This is a genomic window from Candidatus Pelagibacter sp., from assembly GCF_052049935.1.
GTDB lineage: Bacteria > Pseudomonadota > Alphaproteobacteria > Pelagibacterales > Pelagibacteraceae > Pelagibacter.
In genome coordinates this window covers 35,406-53,591 of sequence record NZ_JBNGZA010000006.1, presented here as the reverse complement: position 1 = coordinate 53,591, position 18,186 = coordinate 35,406, and the positions used below count along the sequence as shown (strand labels likewise).

The window sequence follows — 18,186 nt, the reverse complement described above, 5'->3', positions numbered from 1 at the left end:
TTAATATTATACAACTTTATACAATGAATAAAAAAACAATTTGGATAACAGGTGGTAGCACTGGTATAGGAAAAGCTTTGGCAATTAAATTTGCTGATAGTGGGTGGAATGTTGTTATTTCAGCTAGAAGAGAAAACTTATTAAATGAAATTTCATCAAATAATGAAAATATAAAAGGTTATGCACTAGACGTAACAGATAAAGATCAATGCAAAGCTGTATTCGAAAGAATTCAAAAAGAAAATGAGAATATAGAAATTTGTTTTTTTTCAACTGGTACATGGAATCCAAAAAAAGAAAAGGAAATTGATGTTGAACAAATGGAAGAGGTATTCAAAGTAAATTTTTTTGGGACAGTAAATTGCATAAAAGCTGTTGAGGAACATTTTAGAAATAAAAAAAATGGAACAATTGGCATTGTTTCATCAATTGCTGGTTACAGAGGTTTACCAAATTCTACTGGATATGGTCCATCAAAATCTGCCTTAAATAATTTAGCTGAAAGTTTATATTTCGATTTTAAAAGAGATAATGTTCGTGTTTGTTTAATTTCACCTGGGTTTATTAAAACTCCAATGACAGATAAAAATAATTTTAAGATGCCATTTTTAAGAACGCCTGAATTTGCAGCGGAAAAAATATTTAATGGCTTAGTAAAAGGTAATGATTTTGAAATACATTTTCCAAAACAATTAACTCTAATATTAAAGTTTCTAAGTTTTTTACCACATAGAATTTATCTTGGATTAATAGGTAAACTTACAAAATATCAAAAAAAATAATTAATCTTTTACAAAAAACACTGTTAGTTCGGCTACTTTAAAACCGAATTTAGTCATTGTCGCTCTATTAATTGCAACTCTTTCATCTTGCATGAAAATCCAATCATCAAACGTGATTTTTAAATCTTTACCTTTAACTGGTACAAGCAATACATATTCGAATTTAAATGCAGGTCCATATGAATAGCCTTTTGCTTTTCCAACAACATCCCCTGCTGTCCCCTCATAATTATGCTCATCAATCTTAGTTATTTGCCATTGTCTATTTTGAATTTCACCATTATCCCAATTAAATTTTTCATCTAAAATTAATTGTTTACCATCCCATTTTCCATTTAAGTCAGCAGAAAATTGTCTTGTAACTTTTCCAGATCTATTTTGAAGAATTCCCCAAGCTTTAACATTACCTGATAAATAATTTTCGATTATTAATCGTGGGGTTTTATCTTTAAAATCTTCTGGTTTCATAGCATTTTTAGATGAACAATTTGTTACTAAGAATACACAAATTAATAGTAGAATGGAATTTAACTTTTGCATAGGATTATTGTTATAACTATTTTTTTTGCAAAGAAAATTGAATTAAATCAATATTTTTTGATTTAAAGCCTGCTTCACAATAAGATAAGTAGAATTCCCACATTCTTTTGAAGGTTAAGTCAAAACCTTGTTTTTTAATCTCTTCCCATTTTTCATTAAAATCTTCTCTCCAAATTGCTAAGGTTTTTGAATAATGATCAGCATAAGAATTTACTTTTTCAAATGATAAGTTGTTATCGTTTGCATATTCATGGATATTTTTCTTTGCTGGTAAAAAACCTCCAGGAAAAATATATTTTTGAATAAAATCTTGCTTATTTTTATATCTATCAGAAAGTTCATCATCTATTGTAATTGCTTGTATTGCTGCAGTACCGTTATCTTTAAGACTATTTTTTATGGTATTAAAATAACTTTGTAAATAATTTTGACCAACAGCCTCAATCATTTCTATTGATGTTATTGAATTATATTTATCATTTAAATCTCTATAATCTTTTATTTCGATATTGACTTTTTCATTTAGCCCATTTTTATAAATTCTTTCTTTGGCATATTCATATTGTTTTTTTGAAATGGTTATACAATCAAGTTTGACGTCATAATTTTTGCCAAGATACTCTGCAAAACCACCCCAGCCACATCCTATTTCTAAAACTTTATCACCCTCTTTAGGTTTGATTAGATCAATTAATTTTTGATATTTATTATTTTGTGCTGCAGATAAGTTTAAATTTTTTTCATCAAAAATTGCACTAGAATAAGTAAGAGTTTCATCTAGCCATAGTGAAAAAAAATCATTTCCTAGATCATAGTGTTTAGCAATGTTTTCTTTACTTCTTGTTCTAGTGTTTTTTATAATTTTTGATTTTATAAAATTAATTATTGGAAAATCTAATACTCCTGAAAATTTATGAACAACATTTATATTTCTAGCTGTAATTTCGATTAAATCAGATAAATTATCTGTTTCAAATTCATCTTTCATATAACTTTCGGCAAATCCTATGCTTCCATTTTTAATCAAATTAAAATTAAATGATCGATCTTTAATTCTTATTGATGCTTTTAATTTACTGTCAGGATCACCAAAATTAAATTTTTTTTTGTCGTGTGTTTCAAGAGCTAGGTGGCCATAATTTATCTTATCTAAAAGACTATATACAATTTTATCTGATGCTTGGTTTAGTATCATTAGTTTTCAAAAGTTAAATTATTTTTTATTTTTAATTTTTTCTTTATAAATTTTATTCCTTTCATCCATAATTTAAAGGCTTCAAAATGTATCGCTATAATGATTTTAAAAGTCATCATTGGATTTTTTATGTAAGATTTGAATAATTCTTTATTATTTAGTTCGGTTTTTTTCCCAACTTGAGATGCATATAAAAGTTTTTCATTTTTTTTATATTGGTCAATAATAATTGAGATTTTCTCAGATGGTTTTAAAACTCTAAAAAAATATTTACATTCCATCTCAATAAAAGGAGATACATGGAATTTTTTTTCACAATTATGTTGAAGAAGATTTTCATCACCTTCAATTTTAAAAACGTAAGTATGTTGTTCACCAAATGTGTTTTTTACTTCATATAAAATTGAAATAAGTTTTTCATCCGCATTATAAATATAAAAAACGCTAAGAGGATTAAATACATATCCAAAAATTCTTGGATAACATAATAGTTTTATCTTAATATTTTCTGTATCAATTTTATTTTCTATTAAATTTTTTTTGACCCAATCAATAACTGAAGAGCCATCTCTTGGACCATGGTCACTATCGTGGAAACTAATTAAATTAAATTTATTATAAGAAAATAAGTGAATATTTTTTTCAATATTTGATAACTCCGAAAGATCTAAAAATAGAGCGAATACATCGTATTTGAAATGATGTTCTTTAGGTATAAATCTTTTATGCACTACCGTGCAATTATAAATTGAGGAACTAGTCATTAATGGTTTTCAGCATTTCGATGGATGATTTTATTCCATCTTCATGAAAACCGTAACCAAAATAACTTCCACAAAATAAGATTTTGTTTTTATTTTGAATTTTTTCTAAATCTAATTGTGAATTCAAAGCATTTTTATCATAGTAAGGATGAGTAAACTCAATAGTTTCAAAAATTTTATTTTTATCTATCTCAAATATTGGATTTAAAGTTAAAAAAATATTTTCACTTATTTTTAAATTTTGTAATTGATTTATCCAATATGTAACTGAAGATAAATCAAAATTGTCTTTGTTCATTGAAGCATTCCACGAACACCAAGCTTTTTTATTTTTAGGCATAGCTCTTTCATCGGAATGAATTATTGCGATATTTTTTTTATATTGAAAATTACTTAATATATTTTTTTCATCTAAAGATGGTTCATCTAAAATTTTCAATGCCTGATCAGCATGTGTAGCTAATACTACTTTATCATAATTAAAAAATTCATTATCAGATCCGTAATAAACTTTTACATCATTGGTGTCTCTTTTTATTTTGTTTATTTCATAATTCTTATAATACTCACCACTTAAAGAGTTTAAAATCTTATCTACATAAGTTTTGCTTCTATTTGAAACGGTATACCATTGAGGTCTATCTTTTAGTTTAAACAATCCATGATTTTTAAAAAAACTTAAAAAGAAACTCATTGGCATTTGCGAAGATTCGTAAGGTGGCATTGACCAGATTGCTGAAACCATAGGTATAATATGAAATTTAACAAAATACTCAGAAATATTTATTTGTTTCAAATATTCACCGAGCGTAATGTTTTTATCTAATATTTTTGGATCAAGATTTTCACAATTTTTATAAAAACTAATTATCTCTAAAAACATTTTAAAAAATTTAATATCAAATAAATTACTTAAATTTGAAAAGATTCCTTTTATACCTTTTCCACAATATTCTATTTTTGTTTCTCTCACTGATACTGAAAAAGACATATCACTATTTTCTATAGCAATATTATTCTCTTGAAAAAAAGAAATAAGATTTGGATAAGTAACCTTGTTAAAGACCATGAATCCTACATCTATAGGTACTCTATTTTTTTCATTTAAATTAATATCTATAGTATGTGCGTGACCACCAAATCGATCTTCTTTTTCAAATAAATCAACTTTATGTTTTTTTGAAAGATAATGAGCAGCACTTAAACCAGAAACACCTGATCCAATTACAGCAATTTTCATTAATGATTATGCCGCGTCTTCTTTGAACTCATCCATACTTGGGCATGTACAAAAGATATTTTTATCTCCATATACATTGTCTACTCGAGCTACTGGTGGCCAAAATTTATTTTGTTTCAAAAATTTAGCTGGGTAAGCTGCTTCCTCTCTAGAATATTTATGTTCCCAATTATCTGTTGTTAGTTCTATATCTGTATGTGGTGAGTTTTTAATTGGGTTATCCAATTTATCAAATTCGCCTGATTTAATTTTGTCTATTTCTTTTTTAATACTGATTAGAGTATCACAAAATCTATCTAGCTCAGAGAGGCTTTCACTTTCTGTTGGTTCAATCATCATTGTTCCAGCAACAGGCCATGACATTGTTGGAGCATGAAATCCGTAATCAATTAATCTTTTTGCGATGTCTTCCTCTGTTATACCGGTATCTGATTTAATGTTTCTAATATCAATAATACATTCGTGAGCTACATTGCCATTAGCTCCTTTATATAAAATTGGATAATGATCTTTCAATCTGTTTGCAATATAGTTTGCGTTAAGGATTGCTACCTCTGTAGCATATTTTAAACCTTCAGAACCCATCATCTTTATATACATCCAAGATATTGATAAGATACTTGAGCTTCCCCATGGGGCTGCAGAAACAGCACCTATACCTGTTGCTGGTCCACAATCTTTTACAACTGGATGATTAGGTAAATAAACTTGCAAATGTCTTTTACAAGCAATTGGTCCCATTCCTGGTCCTCCTCCACCATGTGGAATACAAAATGTTTTATGTAAGTTTATATGACAAACATCTGGTCCAAAGTTTCCTGGTCTTGCTATTCCAACAAGAGCATTTAAGTTTGCACCATCCATGTATACTTGACCTCCGTGTTTGTGGATTAACTCACATATATCTGTAATTTTTTCCTCAAATACACCATGAGTAGAAGGGTATGTAACCATTAATGCTCCAAGGTTTTCAGAATGTGCTTCTGCTTTTTTCTTAAGATCTTCAAAATCAACATTTCCTTCTTTGTCACAATCAACAACTACAACTTTCATTCCAACCATTTGGGCACTAGCTGGGTTTGTTCCATGTGCTGAGCTTGGTATTAGACATATATTTCTGTTTCCTTCATCTCTATCTAAATGATATTTTCTAATTACCATTAGTCCTGCATATTCTCCTTGGGCACCTGCATTTGGTTGAAGTGATACTCCAGAAAAACCAGTAATTGATCTTAGCCAATTTTTAAGATCAGTGAATAATGCTCTGTATCCTTCCATTTGTTCGATCGGAACAAAGGGATGAGGTTCTGCTAATTCTCTCCATGAAATAGGTATCATTTCTGCAGTAGCATTTAATTTCATAGTACAGGAACCAAGTGCAATCATAGTTCTATTAAGTGCTATATCTTTGTCTTCTAATTTTTTTAAATACCTAAGCATCTCAGTTTCTGAGTGATATGAATTGAAAACAGGGTGTTCTAGATATTTTGAAGTTCTCAATAAATTTTTTGGTAAATTAGGTAAACTTACTGTTGGGTCTTCTTTTTTGATAGATTCAGCTGCATTAAATATTTTTAACAGCTGATTTACTCTGTAAACATTTTTCTTTTCATCAAAAGAAACTGCTAGCATTTCAGAATTTACTTTTCTTATATTTACCTTTTGATCTAGTGCGTTTTTATAAATCTGCTCAGTTTTGTCATTAGTAATAATTGTAACTGTATCAAAGAAATGATCTGAGTAAATTTCATATCCAGATTGTTTTAGTTTATCAGCAAAATTTTTAGCTAATTGAGAAACTCTTTCTGCTATCGTTTTGATACCTTCGGGACCATGATAAATGGCATATGCTGCCGAAACAATTGCTAACAAGGCTTGAGCTGTACAAATATTACTTGTCGCTTTATCCCTTCTAATGTGCTGCTCTCTAGTTTGCAAAGATAACCTGTAAGCTTTGTTACCATGTCTATCTACTGAAACACCAATAATTCTTCCTGGCATAGATCTCTTAAATTCATCTTTGGTTGCAAAGAAAGCTGCGTGTGGTCCACCATAACCCATTGGAATTCCAAACCTCTGTGAACTCCCAACAGCAATATCGGCGCCTAATTCTCTTGGATTTTTAAGTAATGCTAAAGCTAACAGATCTGAAACAAGTACGGCTTTACCATTTTTTTTATGAATTTTGCTAATAGCTTCACTTGGATCTTTGATGTCTCCTAAAGTTCCAGGGTATTGAAGAATTCCACAAACTAAATCCTCCTTTAATTGACCCAAAACTTTATCTTCATCACCAACAAGAACTTTTAATCCCATTGGTTCTGCTCTTGTCTGAATTACATCAATTGTTTGTGGATGACAATTTTCTGAGACAAAAACCAAATTACTATCTTTTTTATTTAATCTATGACTTAATCCCATTGCTTCAGCAGCAGCTGTTCCTTCATCAAGTAAAGATGCGTTCGCAATGTCCATGCCAGTGAAATCAACAATCATTTGCTGAAAGTTTAATAACATTTCTAATCTTCCTTGAGCTACTTCTGGCTGATAAGGAGTATAAGAAGTATACCATCCTGGGTTCTCAAGAATATTTCTTAAAATAACATATGGGGTATAAGTTCCGTAATAACCCATACCAATAAAATTTGAATATATTTGATTTTTTTTAGAGATTGCCTTTAATTTTCTTAAAGCTTCATACTCTGAATTTGACTCTCCAATATTTAAACCATCTTTCAATTGTATTTTTGCTGGAACCGTATCTTTGATTAAATCCTCTAGAGATTTGTAATTTAGTTCCCCAAGCATCTTAGCTTGTTCTTCTTTAGAAGGTCCAATATGTCTTTTTAAGAAATCTTTTTGAGAGTTATGTAACATAATTATGAATTCTCCTTTGCAAATTTTTCATACTCATCTCTACTCATTAAAGAGTCCATTTCTGAAGGGTCTTTTAATTTCAACTTAAAAAACCAAGCTGAACCTTCTGGGTCCTCGTTAATTTTTGCAGGATCATCTACAATGGTTTGATTAGTATCAACCACTTCTCCACTTACTGGAGTATAAACATCACTAGCAGCTTTAGTTGACTCGACCACACCAGCAGTTCCATCTTTTTCAACATTTGAACCTTTGTCTGGTAACTCAGCAAATACAATATCCCCTAACATTTCAGTAGCATGCTTTGTAATTCCAATCGTAGCTGTATCCCCTTCTACTTTAATCCACTCATGTTCTTTTGAAAATTTTACTTCACTCATTAGACTGCTCCTTTCACATAGCTTTTTTTATAAAATGGTAATCCACTGATATTTGCTGAGTGTTTTTTTCCTCTAATCTCAAGAAAAATTTTAGAATTTTTATTTGAATATTCACTATCTATATATCCCATAGCTATTGGTCCATTAACACTGGGTCCAAATGTTCCACTCGTAATTTCACCAATAATTTGATTTTTATCATTAAAAATCTTTGTTTTTTCTCTAGCTATAATTCTCCCTTCAGGCTGTATTCCAACTCTCAGTTGTTTTGTTCCCTGGGATAACTGTTCTTTTATCATTACTGAACCAATAAAATTCATATCATCTAATCTTGATTTTGAGATAGCCCAGTTAAGATTAGCTTCTATAGGTGTAAGGTTTGTATTTAATTCATGTCCATACAAACACAAACCAGCTTCTAGTCTCAAAGTATCTCTCGCTCCTAAACCAATTAATTCAGCACCTTTGCCCATTAATTTTTTTGTAAACTCTTCTGCCAAACTATTTGGAACGGAAATCTCAAAACCATCCTCTCCGGTATATCCAGATCTAGTGACAAATATTTTATTTTCTAAATAATTAAACCAACCCCCAGACATAAAATTTAATTTGTTTACTTCTGGAGTTATATCGTTGAGAATTTGAACGGCGTTAGGCCCTTGTATAGCAATTAGCGATCTATCATCTTTTAATTCATATTTATAATTTTCTCCTAATAATTCTTTAATTATTTTGAAGTCATTATCTTTACATGCTGCATTTAAAATCATTAAATAACCATCTTCTAATTTTGTAATTATCAAATCATCGTGTATTCCTGCCTGATCATTCATAAGGAAACTATACTTTGACTTGAAAACTTTTAATTTTTTCAAGTTTAATGGAAAAATTTTTTCTAAATCTTCTGTTAATTTATTATCACCATAAATAAATAGTTGACCCATGTGTGAAACGTCAAATATTCCAGCAGCAGACCTGGTGATTTTATGTTCTTCAACTATTCCTTTTTCATATTGAATAGGCATTTCATAACCTGCAAATTCAACAAATTTTGCCTTGTTTGTTTGGTGAAGATTAAATAATGAAGTTTTATTTTTTGTCATATTAACTCTTTTACCCATCTGTATATTTGCCTGAGAGTTTTGCTCCTTCGGCGAGAATTTAATCTCTTTCCAGAGTTAATACGTAACGGTCCTTTTGCCTGAGAGATTCCTGGGCAGTTGCTCCTTCGGCGCTACAAATTAAGTAGTCTCTCCCGTTGAACAATAATCACTTATTATGAAATAAAAGTCAATTGGTATTAAGTTGTTTTTTTTCAACTGAAAATAAATAATAAAATTGTAATAGAACTGCAAAGATTACAATTGATCCACCAAATAAAACAATCATTGGTGGTTGTTCATCAATAAATATCCAAGCCCATAATGGTCCTAAAACTGCCTCAGTTAACATAATGATTCCTACCATCGCTGATGGTGTTCGTTGTGCACCGATTGTAATAAAAATAAATCCTAAACCTAATTGAAGAGAACCAGCTAAAAAACCTAAAAATATATCATGACCAGATATTAATATTTTCCCTGACATTAGATATCCAATGATTAAAGCAAACACGCCAGCAATAAACTGTGAAGGAACCATGTCTACGTTAGGATACTTTCTTACAACTAATATCAAAACAGCAAAAGATATTGGCATTAAAAAAGCTGCGAGATTGCCAGTCATTTGACCAGGTGACAACGATCCTCCAACCATTAATAAAATTCCTGAAATTGCCAAAATAATTGATGCTAGTGTTATTGCTGAAATTTTTTCTTTGAGAAAAAAATATCCGAAAATTGCAAGGAAAATTGTTTGTGTTTGAATTATGAAATTAGCATTAGCTACTGTAGTGTTGTACATGGCAAATACATATCCGCAAAAACCAAAAGATAAAATAAACCCACCAAAAAAACCTGGTATTCCAGAATCGTAAAAAGATTTTAAAAATTTAGATCTGTAAGTAATAAAAAGATAAACACTTATAATAAGTAAAAAAAATACAGTTCTCCAAAATAATATTTGCCACAAAGTAGCTCCCTCAAATGATTTAACAATTAAACCTCCAAAACTTAAACTGCAGGCTCCCATAAAAACTAATAAAGGACCAGGAAGTTTTTTAATTATATTCATTGAGTATTTTTGAGTATTTATTGATTTCTTTTGTGTAACTCATAAATAAATTTTCAGCTTCTTCAAGACTTACTTCTTTAAATCTAATTTCAGTATTTGGCTTCAGTTGTGATAAATTATCTAAATCTGCAGATATAACTGTTGCAATCTTAGGGTATCCGCCAATTGTACCATGATCAGCTAACATGATTATAGGGTTTCCATCACCAGGAACTTGAATCACACCTTTTATAAGTCCTTCTGATTTAATATTTGAACTAACAATATTTTCTAACTTATTGCCCTCAAGTCTAATACCCATACGATCAACCATATTTGTTATTTTAAATTTTTTATTAAAAAAATTACTTTGAGCTCCTTTAGAAAAGTAATTAAAATTTGTTCCTTTAATAACTCTTATTTCTGTAGATCGTTCATTTTTATATCTTAATTGTTTTATCTTAACTTCAGCAGAATTATTTTTTGTGGGAATTATTTGATTTGTGTCAAACTTCATTCCTTCATTAGGTCCAATTTTGGCTTTAGTATTGATTGAACAACTTTTCCAAATATTATTAAAATCAAAACCATCTTTTATAGCAAGATAACCATAAAGCGAATTGATTGTAGATTTTATATCAACTTTGTCTCCTTTATTAAGATTATAAATCTTATAACAATAGCCTTCTTCAATCTCTTCATTGTGTCTTATAATATCAAAATTTACTTCTCCCGTAATACAAATGGACAATTTTGATCCATCAAATTCTAATAATGGACCTTGCAAAGCGAACTCCAAAGATGGCTCGTTAACGTTATTATTTAAAATTATATTAGCTAATTTAAAGTTTTTTTTATCTATAGCGCCACTAACAGTGATACCTAGGTGATAAAATCCATTTCTACCGTCATCTTGAATAGTAGTGTGAGTTCCTGGTCTTAAAATTTTAAAAGTCATCTATAGTTATCAAAATCTTTTTTAGTTATTAATTTAAATTGAATCACATCACCTGGATTAATTAAAACTGGATTTTCTTGATTATTTCGATCGAAAACTTCTAATGGTGTTTTCCCTATAATATTCCACCCACCTGGGCTTTCCTCCGTATAAATATTTGCAAACTGTTCGGTAATGCCAATTGATCCTTTTGGAACCTTTAATCTTGGCGTCTCCAACCTATTACATCTCATGTCACTATCTAAATCTCCAAAAAAAGGCATACCAGCTATAAATCCAGTCATGTAACAGAAATATTTTTTTTCAAATATTCGTTGTAGAATTTTTTGACTATCTAAGTTTAATTTCTTTTCCAATCTTTGGATATCTAACGAAAATTCTTCATCACAACATATTGGAACTTCTAATTTTTTGCCGTCAGAATTCTTTGATTGATCAATTTTAATTGTTATTAGAAAATCTTTAAGTTTCTGAAAACTAATTATGTTTAGGTCAAAAGTAATTATTAATTTATTATAAGATGGTGTTAAGTTTAAAACTCCATCAATATTTTTTTCTTTTAAAAATTTAAAATAATTAATTACTTTTCGGTTGGTCTCTTTATTTACTTCAGGACCAAAATCGCAATAGACGGCTGAGTCTCCAAGATTTAATATATTTTTAATCATTTGATGTTATAAATTATACCAGTTATGGAAATTAATATAAATTGTGATTTAGGAGAAAAGTCTAAACTTCATTCTAATAAAAATGATCCAGCTTTGTTAAAAATAGTAAACTCAGCAAATGTTGCTTGTGGATATCACGCTGGTGATGAGGAAACTATGAGAGAAGTTATCAAAATATCTAAGAATAGAGGCGTCAGTATTGGCGCTCATCCTTCATTTAATGATCCAGATAATTTTGGTAGAGAACGGATGAACTTATCAGAAAATGAAATTAGAAAATTGATTATAGATCAATATGAAATCCTGCAAAAAATTGCTCAAGAAAATAATGAAAATGTAACTCATATGAAGCCTCATGGTGCTTTAAATAACATGGCATGTGAAGATATAGAGCTCGCAACAATATTGGCTAAAGTAATATATGAAATAGATAAAGATTTGATTTATTTGGTTCCAACAGGATCAAAAATGGAAAAGGCTGCAAAAAGCCTTAATATGAAAATTGCTTGTGAAATATTTGCTGACAGAAATTATGAAGATGACGGCAATTTAGTTTCTAGAAAAAAACCTCATGCTTTAATAACAGATCCAGAAAAAGCAAAAAAACACGTGTTAAGTATGGTTCAAAATCAGGCAATTAATTGTCACAGTGGAAAGCAGATACCTTGTGAAATAGACTCGGTGTGCATACATGGAGATAATGAGAGTTCATTAGCAACTGCAAAATCAATAAGAGATAATTTGCTAGAAAATAAACTCAATTTAAAACCTTTAAACAAAATGGAGAAATTTATTTAATGAAAAAGTTACTTTCAATCTTAACTATTCTAACATTAACATCATCTACTGTATTTGCGGCAGGTTCATCAAGTGACTCTCAGCCTAAAGTTTCTGATTATAAAAAAGCAGTAAAATTAATTAAATCTGCCAAAAAGTATGAGAGTGATGGCAAAAATGACAAAGCTGAAAAAAAATATAAACAAGCGCAAAAATTACTTTTAAAATCAAATGATAAAAAACCAAACAATGCAGATACATTAAATTATCTTGGTTTCACAACAAGAAAGTTAGGTGACTTTGAAAATGGAGAGAAATACTATTTACAAGGTCTAGCTATTGAACCTAACCATATAGGTATAAATGAATATCTTGGCGAACTGTATGTTGTAACTAATAGAATGGATCTTGCTAAAGAAAGGCTTCAAATTTTAAAAGGATGTAGCTGTGAAGAATATTCAGAGCTAAAAGAAATAATTGAAGGCACAAAAAAATCAAAATACTAAATTTGAATATTTATAAAAATATTATAAAATAATTTTATATTGTTAGAACAAATTATCATCGTAAGCCAAATGGTTATCATCAATTTGGTGATGGCCGCAGACAATGCAATTATAATAGGTATAATTGCAGCAAGCTTTGCTCCTAAACATCGTTACCAAATAATAATGTGGGGACTATTCGGTGCTCTACTGTTTAGGATTATTTTTGCTTTTTTTGCATCCTATCTATTTGGATTTGCGTTTGTAAAAATTTTTGGAGGCTTGCTTCTAATTTGGATTGTAAATGATCTAAGAACAGATTTATTTAGTACAAAAAGAATAAAATCACCCACTAAAGCTTCTAAAGAACCATCTTATGTTCAAAGTGTATACAAAGTTCTATTTGCAGATATCACTTTAAGTTTCGATAATGTAATCGGAATTGTTGGTGTTGCTAAAGATAATATTAATCTATTAATTTTTGGATTATTTTTATCTGTTGTTTTCGTTGGAACACTTGCGAGATTTTTTGCTGAAAAAATTAAAAAATACAAATGGATAGGTTATTTGGGTCTTTTTGTAATTTTACTAGTAGCTATACAATTATTAATAAGTGGTATGATTGACCTTGAAATTCTTTCAGTTAATGAAAATTTTGAGAGATTTTTTTAATATAAATATTTCTTAGATGGATATTTAAGGGATTTAACTTCTGTTTTATATTTTTTAACAGCATCTCTAATTGTCTTTCTTACATTTCCAAATTCCTTTACAAATTTAATTTTTGAATTCGTTAAACCAATTAGATCATCAGTCACTAAAATTTGCCCATCACAATGTTGAGAAGCACCTATGCCAATTGTTATAATTTTAATTTGATCTGTAATTTCTTTTGATAATTTTTTTTCAACACATTCTAAAACAATTGCAAAAACACCTGCTCTCTCTAAAACTTTTGCTTCATTAAGTAATCTTAATTTTTCTTTAGAAGATTTACCTTTAAATGTGAATTTACCTTTTTCATTTTGCGGTAATAGACCAATATGACCCATAACAGGTATCTTATTTTTGATTAGATGTTTAATTATTTCAACTATCTTTTTATTCCCACCTTCTAGTTTAACTGCATCACATTTTGTTTCTTTCGTTACTTTTTTGCAGTTTTTTAATGCTTCGGATTTATTTCTGTAAGTATTGTAAGGCATATCAACTACCATTAAACTTTTAGTGATACCTTTTCTTACACTTTTCGAATGATTTATCATCATTTCCAAAGTTACTGATCTTGTCGTATTAAAATCGTAAAGTACTGAACCAAGAGAGTCTCCAACTAAAATTATATCTACAAAGTTATCAATTTCTTGAGCAATATTTTTTGAATAAGCCGTTAAACATACTATCTTGGTTTTATTTTTTTTTATTAGTAAATTTTTAATTTTTTTCATTAAATTCACTTCGTTTATATTTATTTAACATTGATTTTGAAATAGATAGCTTTTTAAAAATTGGCATATTTTCGTCTATAATTCTCCAAAATGGAAGTTTAGGTTTTTTTAATTTTTGATTTTTTTGTTCTTCAATAGAGGCCTCAACGGCAATTCTAAGAAAAATACCTGTAGAAACTGGACAAGTTTTATCCGCTTTTGCTCTTTTAGCTAGTGCATCTCGCATTTGAATTAACGTTCTTTTTTTACCTATGGGGATTTTTTTTATGTAGTTTGAAATTGACTTAGGAGAAGAAATTAACATCTTCTGACCTTTTTTTATATCAGCAAAATTAAATGTTAGTTTTTTTATTTTTTCTTTCTTATCGTTGTTAAATTTTTCTAACCACATAAATAAAAATTAGAAAATAATTTCATCTACCACGTACCGATGTTTTGCATTGAAACCCATGGTTCTTTAGGTTCAAGATTTCCTTCTTGAAGAAGTTCTACTGATATATTGTCGGGAGAACGTACGAAAGCCATATGACCATCCCTGGGGGGTCTGTTGATTGTGTATCCCATATCCATTAATTTTTGACAGGTTTCGTAGATATTTTTTACTCTATATGCTAAATGACCAAAGTTTCTTGACCCATTTCCTAAATTATCGCCATCCCAATTGTAAGTCAATTCTATTTGTGCATTTTCATCATTAGGAGCTGCCAAAAAAACTAAAGTAAATCTTCCTTTTTCGTTTTCCATTCTATTAATTTCTTTTAATCCCAAACCATCACAAAAAAATTTTAAAGTTTCCTCTACGTTAGAGACCCTAATCATTGTGTGCAAATATTTCATAATAAGATTTTATAATATTTTTTTACTCTAGTTCAATAGTGCTTGGTGGTTTAGATGTTACGTCATAAACAACTCTATTTATTCCTCTAATACTATTTACTATTTTATTTGATATTTTTTGAATAAATGATTTTTTAAAATCATAATAATCAGCTGTCATACCATCTTGAGAAGTAATTGCTCTTAATAAACACAAATATTCATAAGTTCTATTATCACCCATAACTCCAACAGTCTTTACTGGCAATAATGCTGCGTAAGCTTGCCAAATTTTATCATAAAGATTGTGTCTTCTTAAACCATCAATAAAAATTTCATCTGCTTCTTTTAGAATTTTTATTTTCTCCGGTGTAATGTTTCCTGGCATTCTTATTGCTAAACCTGGTCCTGGAAATGGATGTCTAGATATTATTTCTTTACTTAGTTTTAACTCTAAACCTAATTTTCTCACTTCGTCTTTAAACAAAAATTTTAAGGGCTCTACTAATTTAAGTTTCATCTTTTTTGGAAGTCCACCAACATTATGATGTGATTTTATTTTTGAAGTTTGACTGCCTGTAACTGATTTGCTCTCTATTAAGTCAGGATATAAAGTTCCTTGAGCTAAAAATTTTACATTTTTTATCTTTTTAGAATATCTTTCAAATATATTTATAAATAAATTTCCTATGATTTTTCTTTTTTTTTCAGGGTCTGTCACATTTTTCAATTTTCCTAAAAATTCTTTTTCTGCATTAACATATGTTAAATTCATTTTAAGTTTACTTTTAAATGTTTTGACAACTTGAGTTTCTTCATTTTTTCTTAAAAGGCCAGTATTCACAAATATACAATGTAACTTTTTTCCAATGGCTTTATTTAATAACTGTGCAACCACACTACTATCTACACCTCCTGATAATGCACAAATAACTTTTTCGTTACCAACTTGATCTCTAATTTCTTTAATTAATCTTAATTTTTGATCTTTTGAACTCCAGTTTCTTTTAATTTTACAAATTTTAAATAAGAAATTGTTTATAAGTTTTTTCCCATTTTGAGTATGAGTAACCTCAGGATGAAACTGAACACCATAAAAGTTATTTTTACTATCTTCAACAGCTGCAAATTTTGAATTTTGGCTTTTAGCAATAATTTTAAATGATTTTGGAATTTTTGTTACTTGGTCTGCATGGCTCATCCAAACTCTAGATCTATTTTGCTTATCAAAAAAACCATCTAAAAGTTTACTATTAGAGTTTTTGATTAGATTTGCTAAGCCAAACTCTCTATGTTTTGATTGTTTAACTCTTCCTCCTAAGCTTTTTGATAAAATTTGATGTCCAAAACAAATTCCAAGCACTGGTAAATTTTTTTTTAATAAATTTTTATCAAATGAAAATTTGTCATTTTGATAAACATTTAATGGACCACCAGATAATATTAGCCCTCTTACATTTTTGTTTACTTGATTTATTGAAATTTTTTTATGACTTATGATTTCACAAAAAACGTTGGCTTCTCTTATACGTCTTGCAATTAGTTGAGTAAATTGGGAGCCAAAATCTATGATGATAATTTTGTCTAAGTTTTGATTAAGAGTCATTTTTCGGCTCTAAGTCTTTTAGAGACTCTAAAATTCTTTCATTTTCTTTACATAAACTTTTACAAATTTTTACAAATTTTTCTGAAAGCTCTTTTACTTCTGAATAGTTTGAATTTTCTACAGCAATATCCATTAATCTAAGTGTAGCATCTTCGTTACTTGGATCTAATAATAATGTGGTATTAAGATTTTTTTCTTCTTCTTTCTTATTTTCTTTTTCTTTAAAAATTTTTGCTAAATACAAATAAGATTTTGCATCCTTAGGGTTGAATACAATATTTCTCTCTAACAAAAATCTTGCTTCATCATATTCTTTTTTATCAAACTCTTTTATAGCTTGATCATAGTAGTTTTCATCTGCATAAGAAAAACTAACTAGTGCTAATAAAGTAAATACTGCTGATAAAGTTTTAATAATTTTTGACATTAATATTTCCTATCATCTTTAATTTGATCAACGTTATGAACCATACTTTCATAAAATCCTGCTTTTGTAATCTTAACAAATCTAGGTTTATCTCTTAAATTCTTTATTTGTTTAGCTCCTAAATAACCCATTGATGATTTAAGTCCACCAACAAGTTTATATAATACATCTACAACTTTGCCTTTATATTTAACAAATCCTTCAACACCTTCTGGAACATATTTTGAAGCATCCTTTTGTTTTTTTTGAAAATATCTATCTGCAGATCCTTTATTCATTGCACCTACTGAGCCCATTCCTCTAAAGCTCTTAAATTTTTTACCATTCTTGATAATCAATTTCCCTGGTGTTTCATCAGTTCCAGCAAACAATGAACCTATCATTACTGCATCAGCTCCTGCTGCAAAAGCTTTAGCTAAATCGCCTGAATATTTAATTCCACCATCTGAAATTATAATTGCTTTCTTATTTTTTAATCCATTTCTTACAGCCAATATTGCGCTTAATTGAGGCACACCAATTCCAGCCACTAATCTTGTAGTACAAATAGACCCTGGACCAATTCCAACTTTAATAATATCAACTCCTAAGTTTAATAAATACTTTGCAGCTTCAGGTGTAGCAATATTTCCAGCACATAAAGTTACTTTTGTTTTTTTCTTTTTAATAAATTTAATTATCTCACCCACTTTCTTTGTATGTCCATGGGCAGTATCAACAACAATTAAGTCAACACCCTCTTTTAATATTTGTTCAGCTCTTTTATGTTCATTAGGTCCTGCTCCTACCGCAGCTCCTACCAATAATTTTTGTTTTTTTACCTTTTGAATTTCACTAATTTGTTTTTTTATATCTAAATTTCTATGGATTACTCCAATTCCACCTACTCTTGCTATAGCAATCGCCATTTTACTTTCGGTAACAGTGTCCATTGCTGAGGTAAGGATGGGTATCTTTAAGCTTAAATTTTTTGAAAGTTTAATGCTTGTATCAACCTCTGATGGAAGCACCTCAGAATAATTTGGTGCTAAAGTTACATCATCAAAGGTAAGAGCTTCTTTAATAGGATCCATAA

General features: G+C 29.1%; 20 protein-coding genes and 1 riboswitch. Of the genes, 4 read left to right on the top strand and 16 right to left on the bottom strand.

Features of this window, described 5'->3' with window-relative positions; all coding sequences use genetic code 11:
* The first annotated feature begins 23 nt into the window (after nucleotides 1-23).
* Nucleotides 24-782 carry an SDR family NAD(P)-dependent oxidoreductase gene (locus ACTT90_RS04045; RefSeq protein WP_440909189.1) on the top strand — a complete coding sequence of 253 codons (759 nt, stop codon included), beginning with the start codon at nucleotides 24-26 and terminating at the stop codon, nucleotides 780-782.
* On the opposite strand, the gene ACTT90_RS04040 is transcribed toward ACTT90_RS04045, so the two are convergent.
* From ACTT90_RS04040 to ACTT90_RS03995, 10 genes are all read right to left on the bottom strand, one after another.
* On the bottom strand, nucleotides 783-1,322 hold the full coding sequence (locus tag ACTT90_RS04040; protein ID WP_440909188.1) for a DUF3833 domain-containing protein: 540 nt from the start codon (nucleotides 1,320-1,322) through the stop codon (nucleotides 783-785).
* Between the two features lie 16 nt (nucleotides 1,323-1,338).
* Nucleotides 1,339-2,517, bottom strand: coding sequence for a class I SAM-dependent methyltransferase (locus tag ACTT90_RS04035; protein ID WP_440937557.1), 1,179 nt, complete (start codon nucleotides 2,515-2,517; stop codon nucleotides 1,339-1,341).
* Nucleotides 2,517-3,281 (bottom strand): DUF1365 domain-containing protein, encoded by a 765-nt coding sequence (locus ACTT90_RS04030; protein ID WP_440937556.1) that lies wholly within the window; start codon nucleotides 3,279-3,281, stop codon nucleotides 2,517-2,519. Before ACTT90_RS04030 ends, ACTT90_RS04035 begins: the two co-directional genes overlap by 1 nt.
* A complete protein-coding gene (locus ACTT90_RS04025; protein ID WP_440937555.1) occupies nucleotides 3,274-4,521 on the bottom strand; it encodes an NAD(P)/FAD-dependent oxidoreductase in 1,248 nt (415 codons plus the stop codon). Before ACTT90_RS04025 ends, ACTT90_RS04030 begins: the two co-directional genes overlap by 8 nt.
* A 6-nt stretch (nucleotides 4,522-4,527) precedes the next feature.
* Entirely contained in the window at nucleotides 4,528-7,398 is a 2,871-nt protein-coding gene (gene gcvP, locus ACTT90_RS04020) for an aminomethyl-transferring glycine dehydrogenase (RefSeq protein WP_440937554.1), read from the bottom strand.
* 2 nt (nucleotides 7,399-7,400) lie between these two features.
* Nucleotides 7,401-7,778, bottom strand: a complete 378-nt coding sequence (gene gcvH / locus ACTT90_RS04015; protein WP_440937553.1) for a glycine cleavage system protein GcvH — start codon at nucleotides 7,776-7,778, stop codon at nucleotides 7,401-7,403.
* Nucleotides 7,778-8,881, bottom strand: coding sequence for a glycine cleavage system aminomethyltransferase GcvT (gcvT, locus tag ACTT90_RS04010; RefSeq protein WP_440937552.1), 1,104 nt, complete (start codon nucleotides 8,879-8,881; stop codon nucleotides 7,778-7,780). The genes gcvH and gcvT overlap by 1 nt, the downstream gene beginning before the upstream one ends.
* 76 nt (nucleotides 8,882-8,957) lie before the next feature.
* Nucleotides 8,958-9,046: riboswitch (glycine riboswitch) on the bottom strand.
* Nucleotides 9,047-9,068: 22 nt separating this feature from the next.
* On the bottom strand, nucleotides 9,069-9,950 hold the full coding sequence (locus tag ACTT90_RS04005) for a DMT family transporter (protein ID WP_440937551.1): 882 nt from the start codon (nucleotides 9,948-9,950) through the stop codon (nucleotides 9,069-9,071).
* Nucleotides 9,937-10,887, bottom strand: a complete 951-nt coding sequence (locus tag ACTT90_RS04000) for a biotin-dependent carboxyltransferase family protein (RefSeq protein WP_440937550.1) — start codon at nucleotides 10,885-10,887, stop codon at nucleotides 9,937-9,939. The genes ACTT90_RS04005 and ACTT90_RS04000 overlap by 14 nt, the downstream gene beginning before the upstream one ends.
* Nucleotides 10,884-11,555, bottom strand: coding sequence for a 5-oxoprolinase subunit B family protein (locus tag ACTT90_RS03995; RefSeq protein WP_440937549.1), 672 nt, complete (start codon nucleotides 11,553-11,555; stop codon nucleotides 10,884-10,886). Before ACTT90_RS03995 ends, ACTT90_RS04000 begins: the two co-directional genes overlap by 4 nt.
* 24 nt (nucleotides 11,556-11,579) lie before the next feature.
* On the opposite strand from ACTT90_RS03995, the gene ACTT90_RS03990 reads away from it, so the two are divergent.
* The 3 genes from ACTT90_RS03990 to ACTT90_RS03980 all read left to right on the top strand — a co-directional run bounded on the left by ACTT90_RS03990 (nucleotide 11,580) and on the right by ACTT90_RS03980 (nucleotide 13,489).
* The gene (locus ACTT90_RS03990; RefSeq protein WP_440937548.1) at nucleotides 11,580-12,353 is read left to right on the top strand and encodes a 5-oxoprolinase subunit PxpA; all 774 of its coding nucleotides are present in this window, start codon (nucleotides 11,580-11,582) and stop codon (nucleotides 12,351-12,353) included.
* Nucleotides 12,353-12,838: a tetratricopeptide repeat protein gene (locus ACTT90_RS03985; protein WP_440937547.1), complete on the top strand. Its 486-nt coding sequence runs from the start codon at nucleotides 12,353-12,355 to the stop codon at nucleotides 12,836-12,838. Before ACTT90_RS03990 ends, ACTT90_RS03985 begins: the two co-directional genes overlap by 1 nt.
* Before the next feature lie 69 nt (nucleotides 12,839-12,907).
* Nucleotides 12,908-13,489 carry a YjbE family putative metal transport protein gene (locus tag ACTT90_RS03980; protein ID WP_440937546.1) on the top strand — a complete coding sequence of 194 codons (582 nt, stop codon included), beginning with the start codon at nucleotides 12,908-12,910 and terminating at the stop codon, nucleotides 13,487-13,489.
* Here ACTT90_RS03980 and panB read toward each other — a convergent pair.
* Genes panB through guaB form a run of 6 tightly spaced genes read right to left on the bottom strand, consistent with a single transcriptional unit; the run spans nucleotide 13,486 to nucleotide 18,184 of the window.
* Nucleotides 13,486-14,262 carry a 3-methyl-2-oxobutanoate hydroxymethyltransferase gene (gene panB / locus ACTT90_RS03975; RefSeq protein ID WP_440937545.1) on the bottom strand — a complete coding sequence of 259 codons (777 nt, stop codon included), beginning with the start codon at nucleotides 14,260-14,262 and terminating at the stop codon, nucleotides 13,486-13,488. The two genes, ACTT90_RS03980 and panB, sit on opposite strands and share 4 nt — an antisense overlap.
* Complete coding sequence (locus ACTT90_RS03970; RefSeq protein ID WP_440937544.1) at nucleotides 14,249-14,653, bottom strand: hypothetical protein; 405 nt, start codon at nucleotides 14,651-14,653, stop codon at nucleotides 14,249-14,251. The genes panB and ACTT90_RS03970 overlap by 14 nt, the downstream gene beginning before the upstream one ends.
* Before the next feature lie 26 nt (nucleotides 14,654-14,679).
* A complete protein-coding gene (locus ACTT90_RS03965) occupies nucleotides 14,680-15,099 on the bottom strand; it encodes a VOC family protein (protein ID WP_440937543.1) in 420 nt (139 codons plus the stop codon).
* 22 nt (nucleotides 15,100-15,121) lie between these two features.
* Nucleotides 15,122-16,684: a glutamine-hydrolyzing GMP synthase gene (guaA, locus tag ACTT90_RS03960; RefSeq protein WP_440937542.1), complete on the bottom strand. Its 1,563-nt coding sequence runs from the start codon at nucleotides 16,682-16,684 to the stop codon at nucleotides 15,122-15,124.
* On the bottom strand, nucleotides 16,674-17,111 hold the full coding sequence (locus ACTT90_RS03955) for a tetratricopeptide repeat protein (RefSeq protein WP_440937541.1): 438 nt from the start codon (nucleotides 17,109-17,111) through the stop codon (nucleotides 16,674-16,676). The genes guaA and ACTT90_RS03955 overlap by 11 nt, the downstream gene beginning before the upstream one ends.
* Entirely contained in the window at nucleotides 17,111-18,184 is a 1,074-nt protein-coding gene (gene guaB, locus ACTT90_RS03950; RefSeq protein WP_440937540.1) for an IMP dehydrogenase, read from the bottom strand. The genes ACTT90_RS03955 and guaB overlap by 1 nt, the downstream gene beginning before the upstream one ends.
* Nucleotides 18,185-18,186 lie beyond the last annotated feature (2 nt).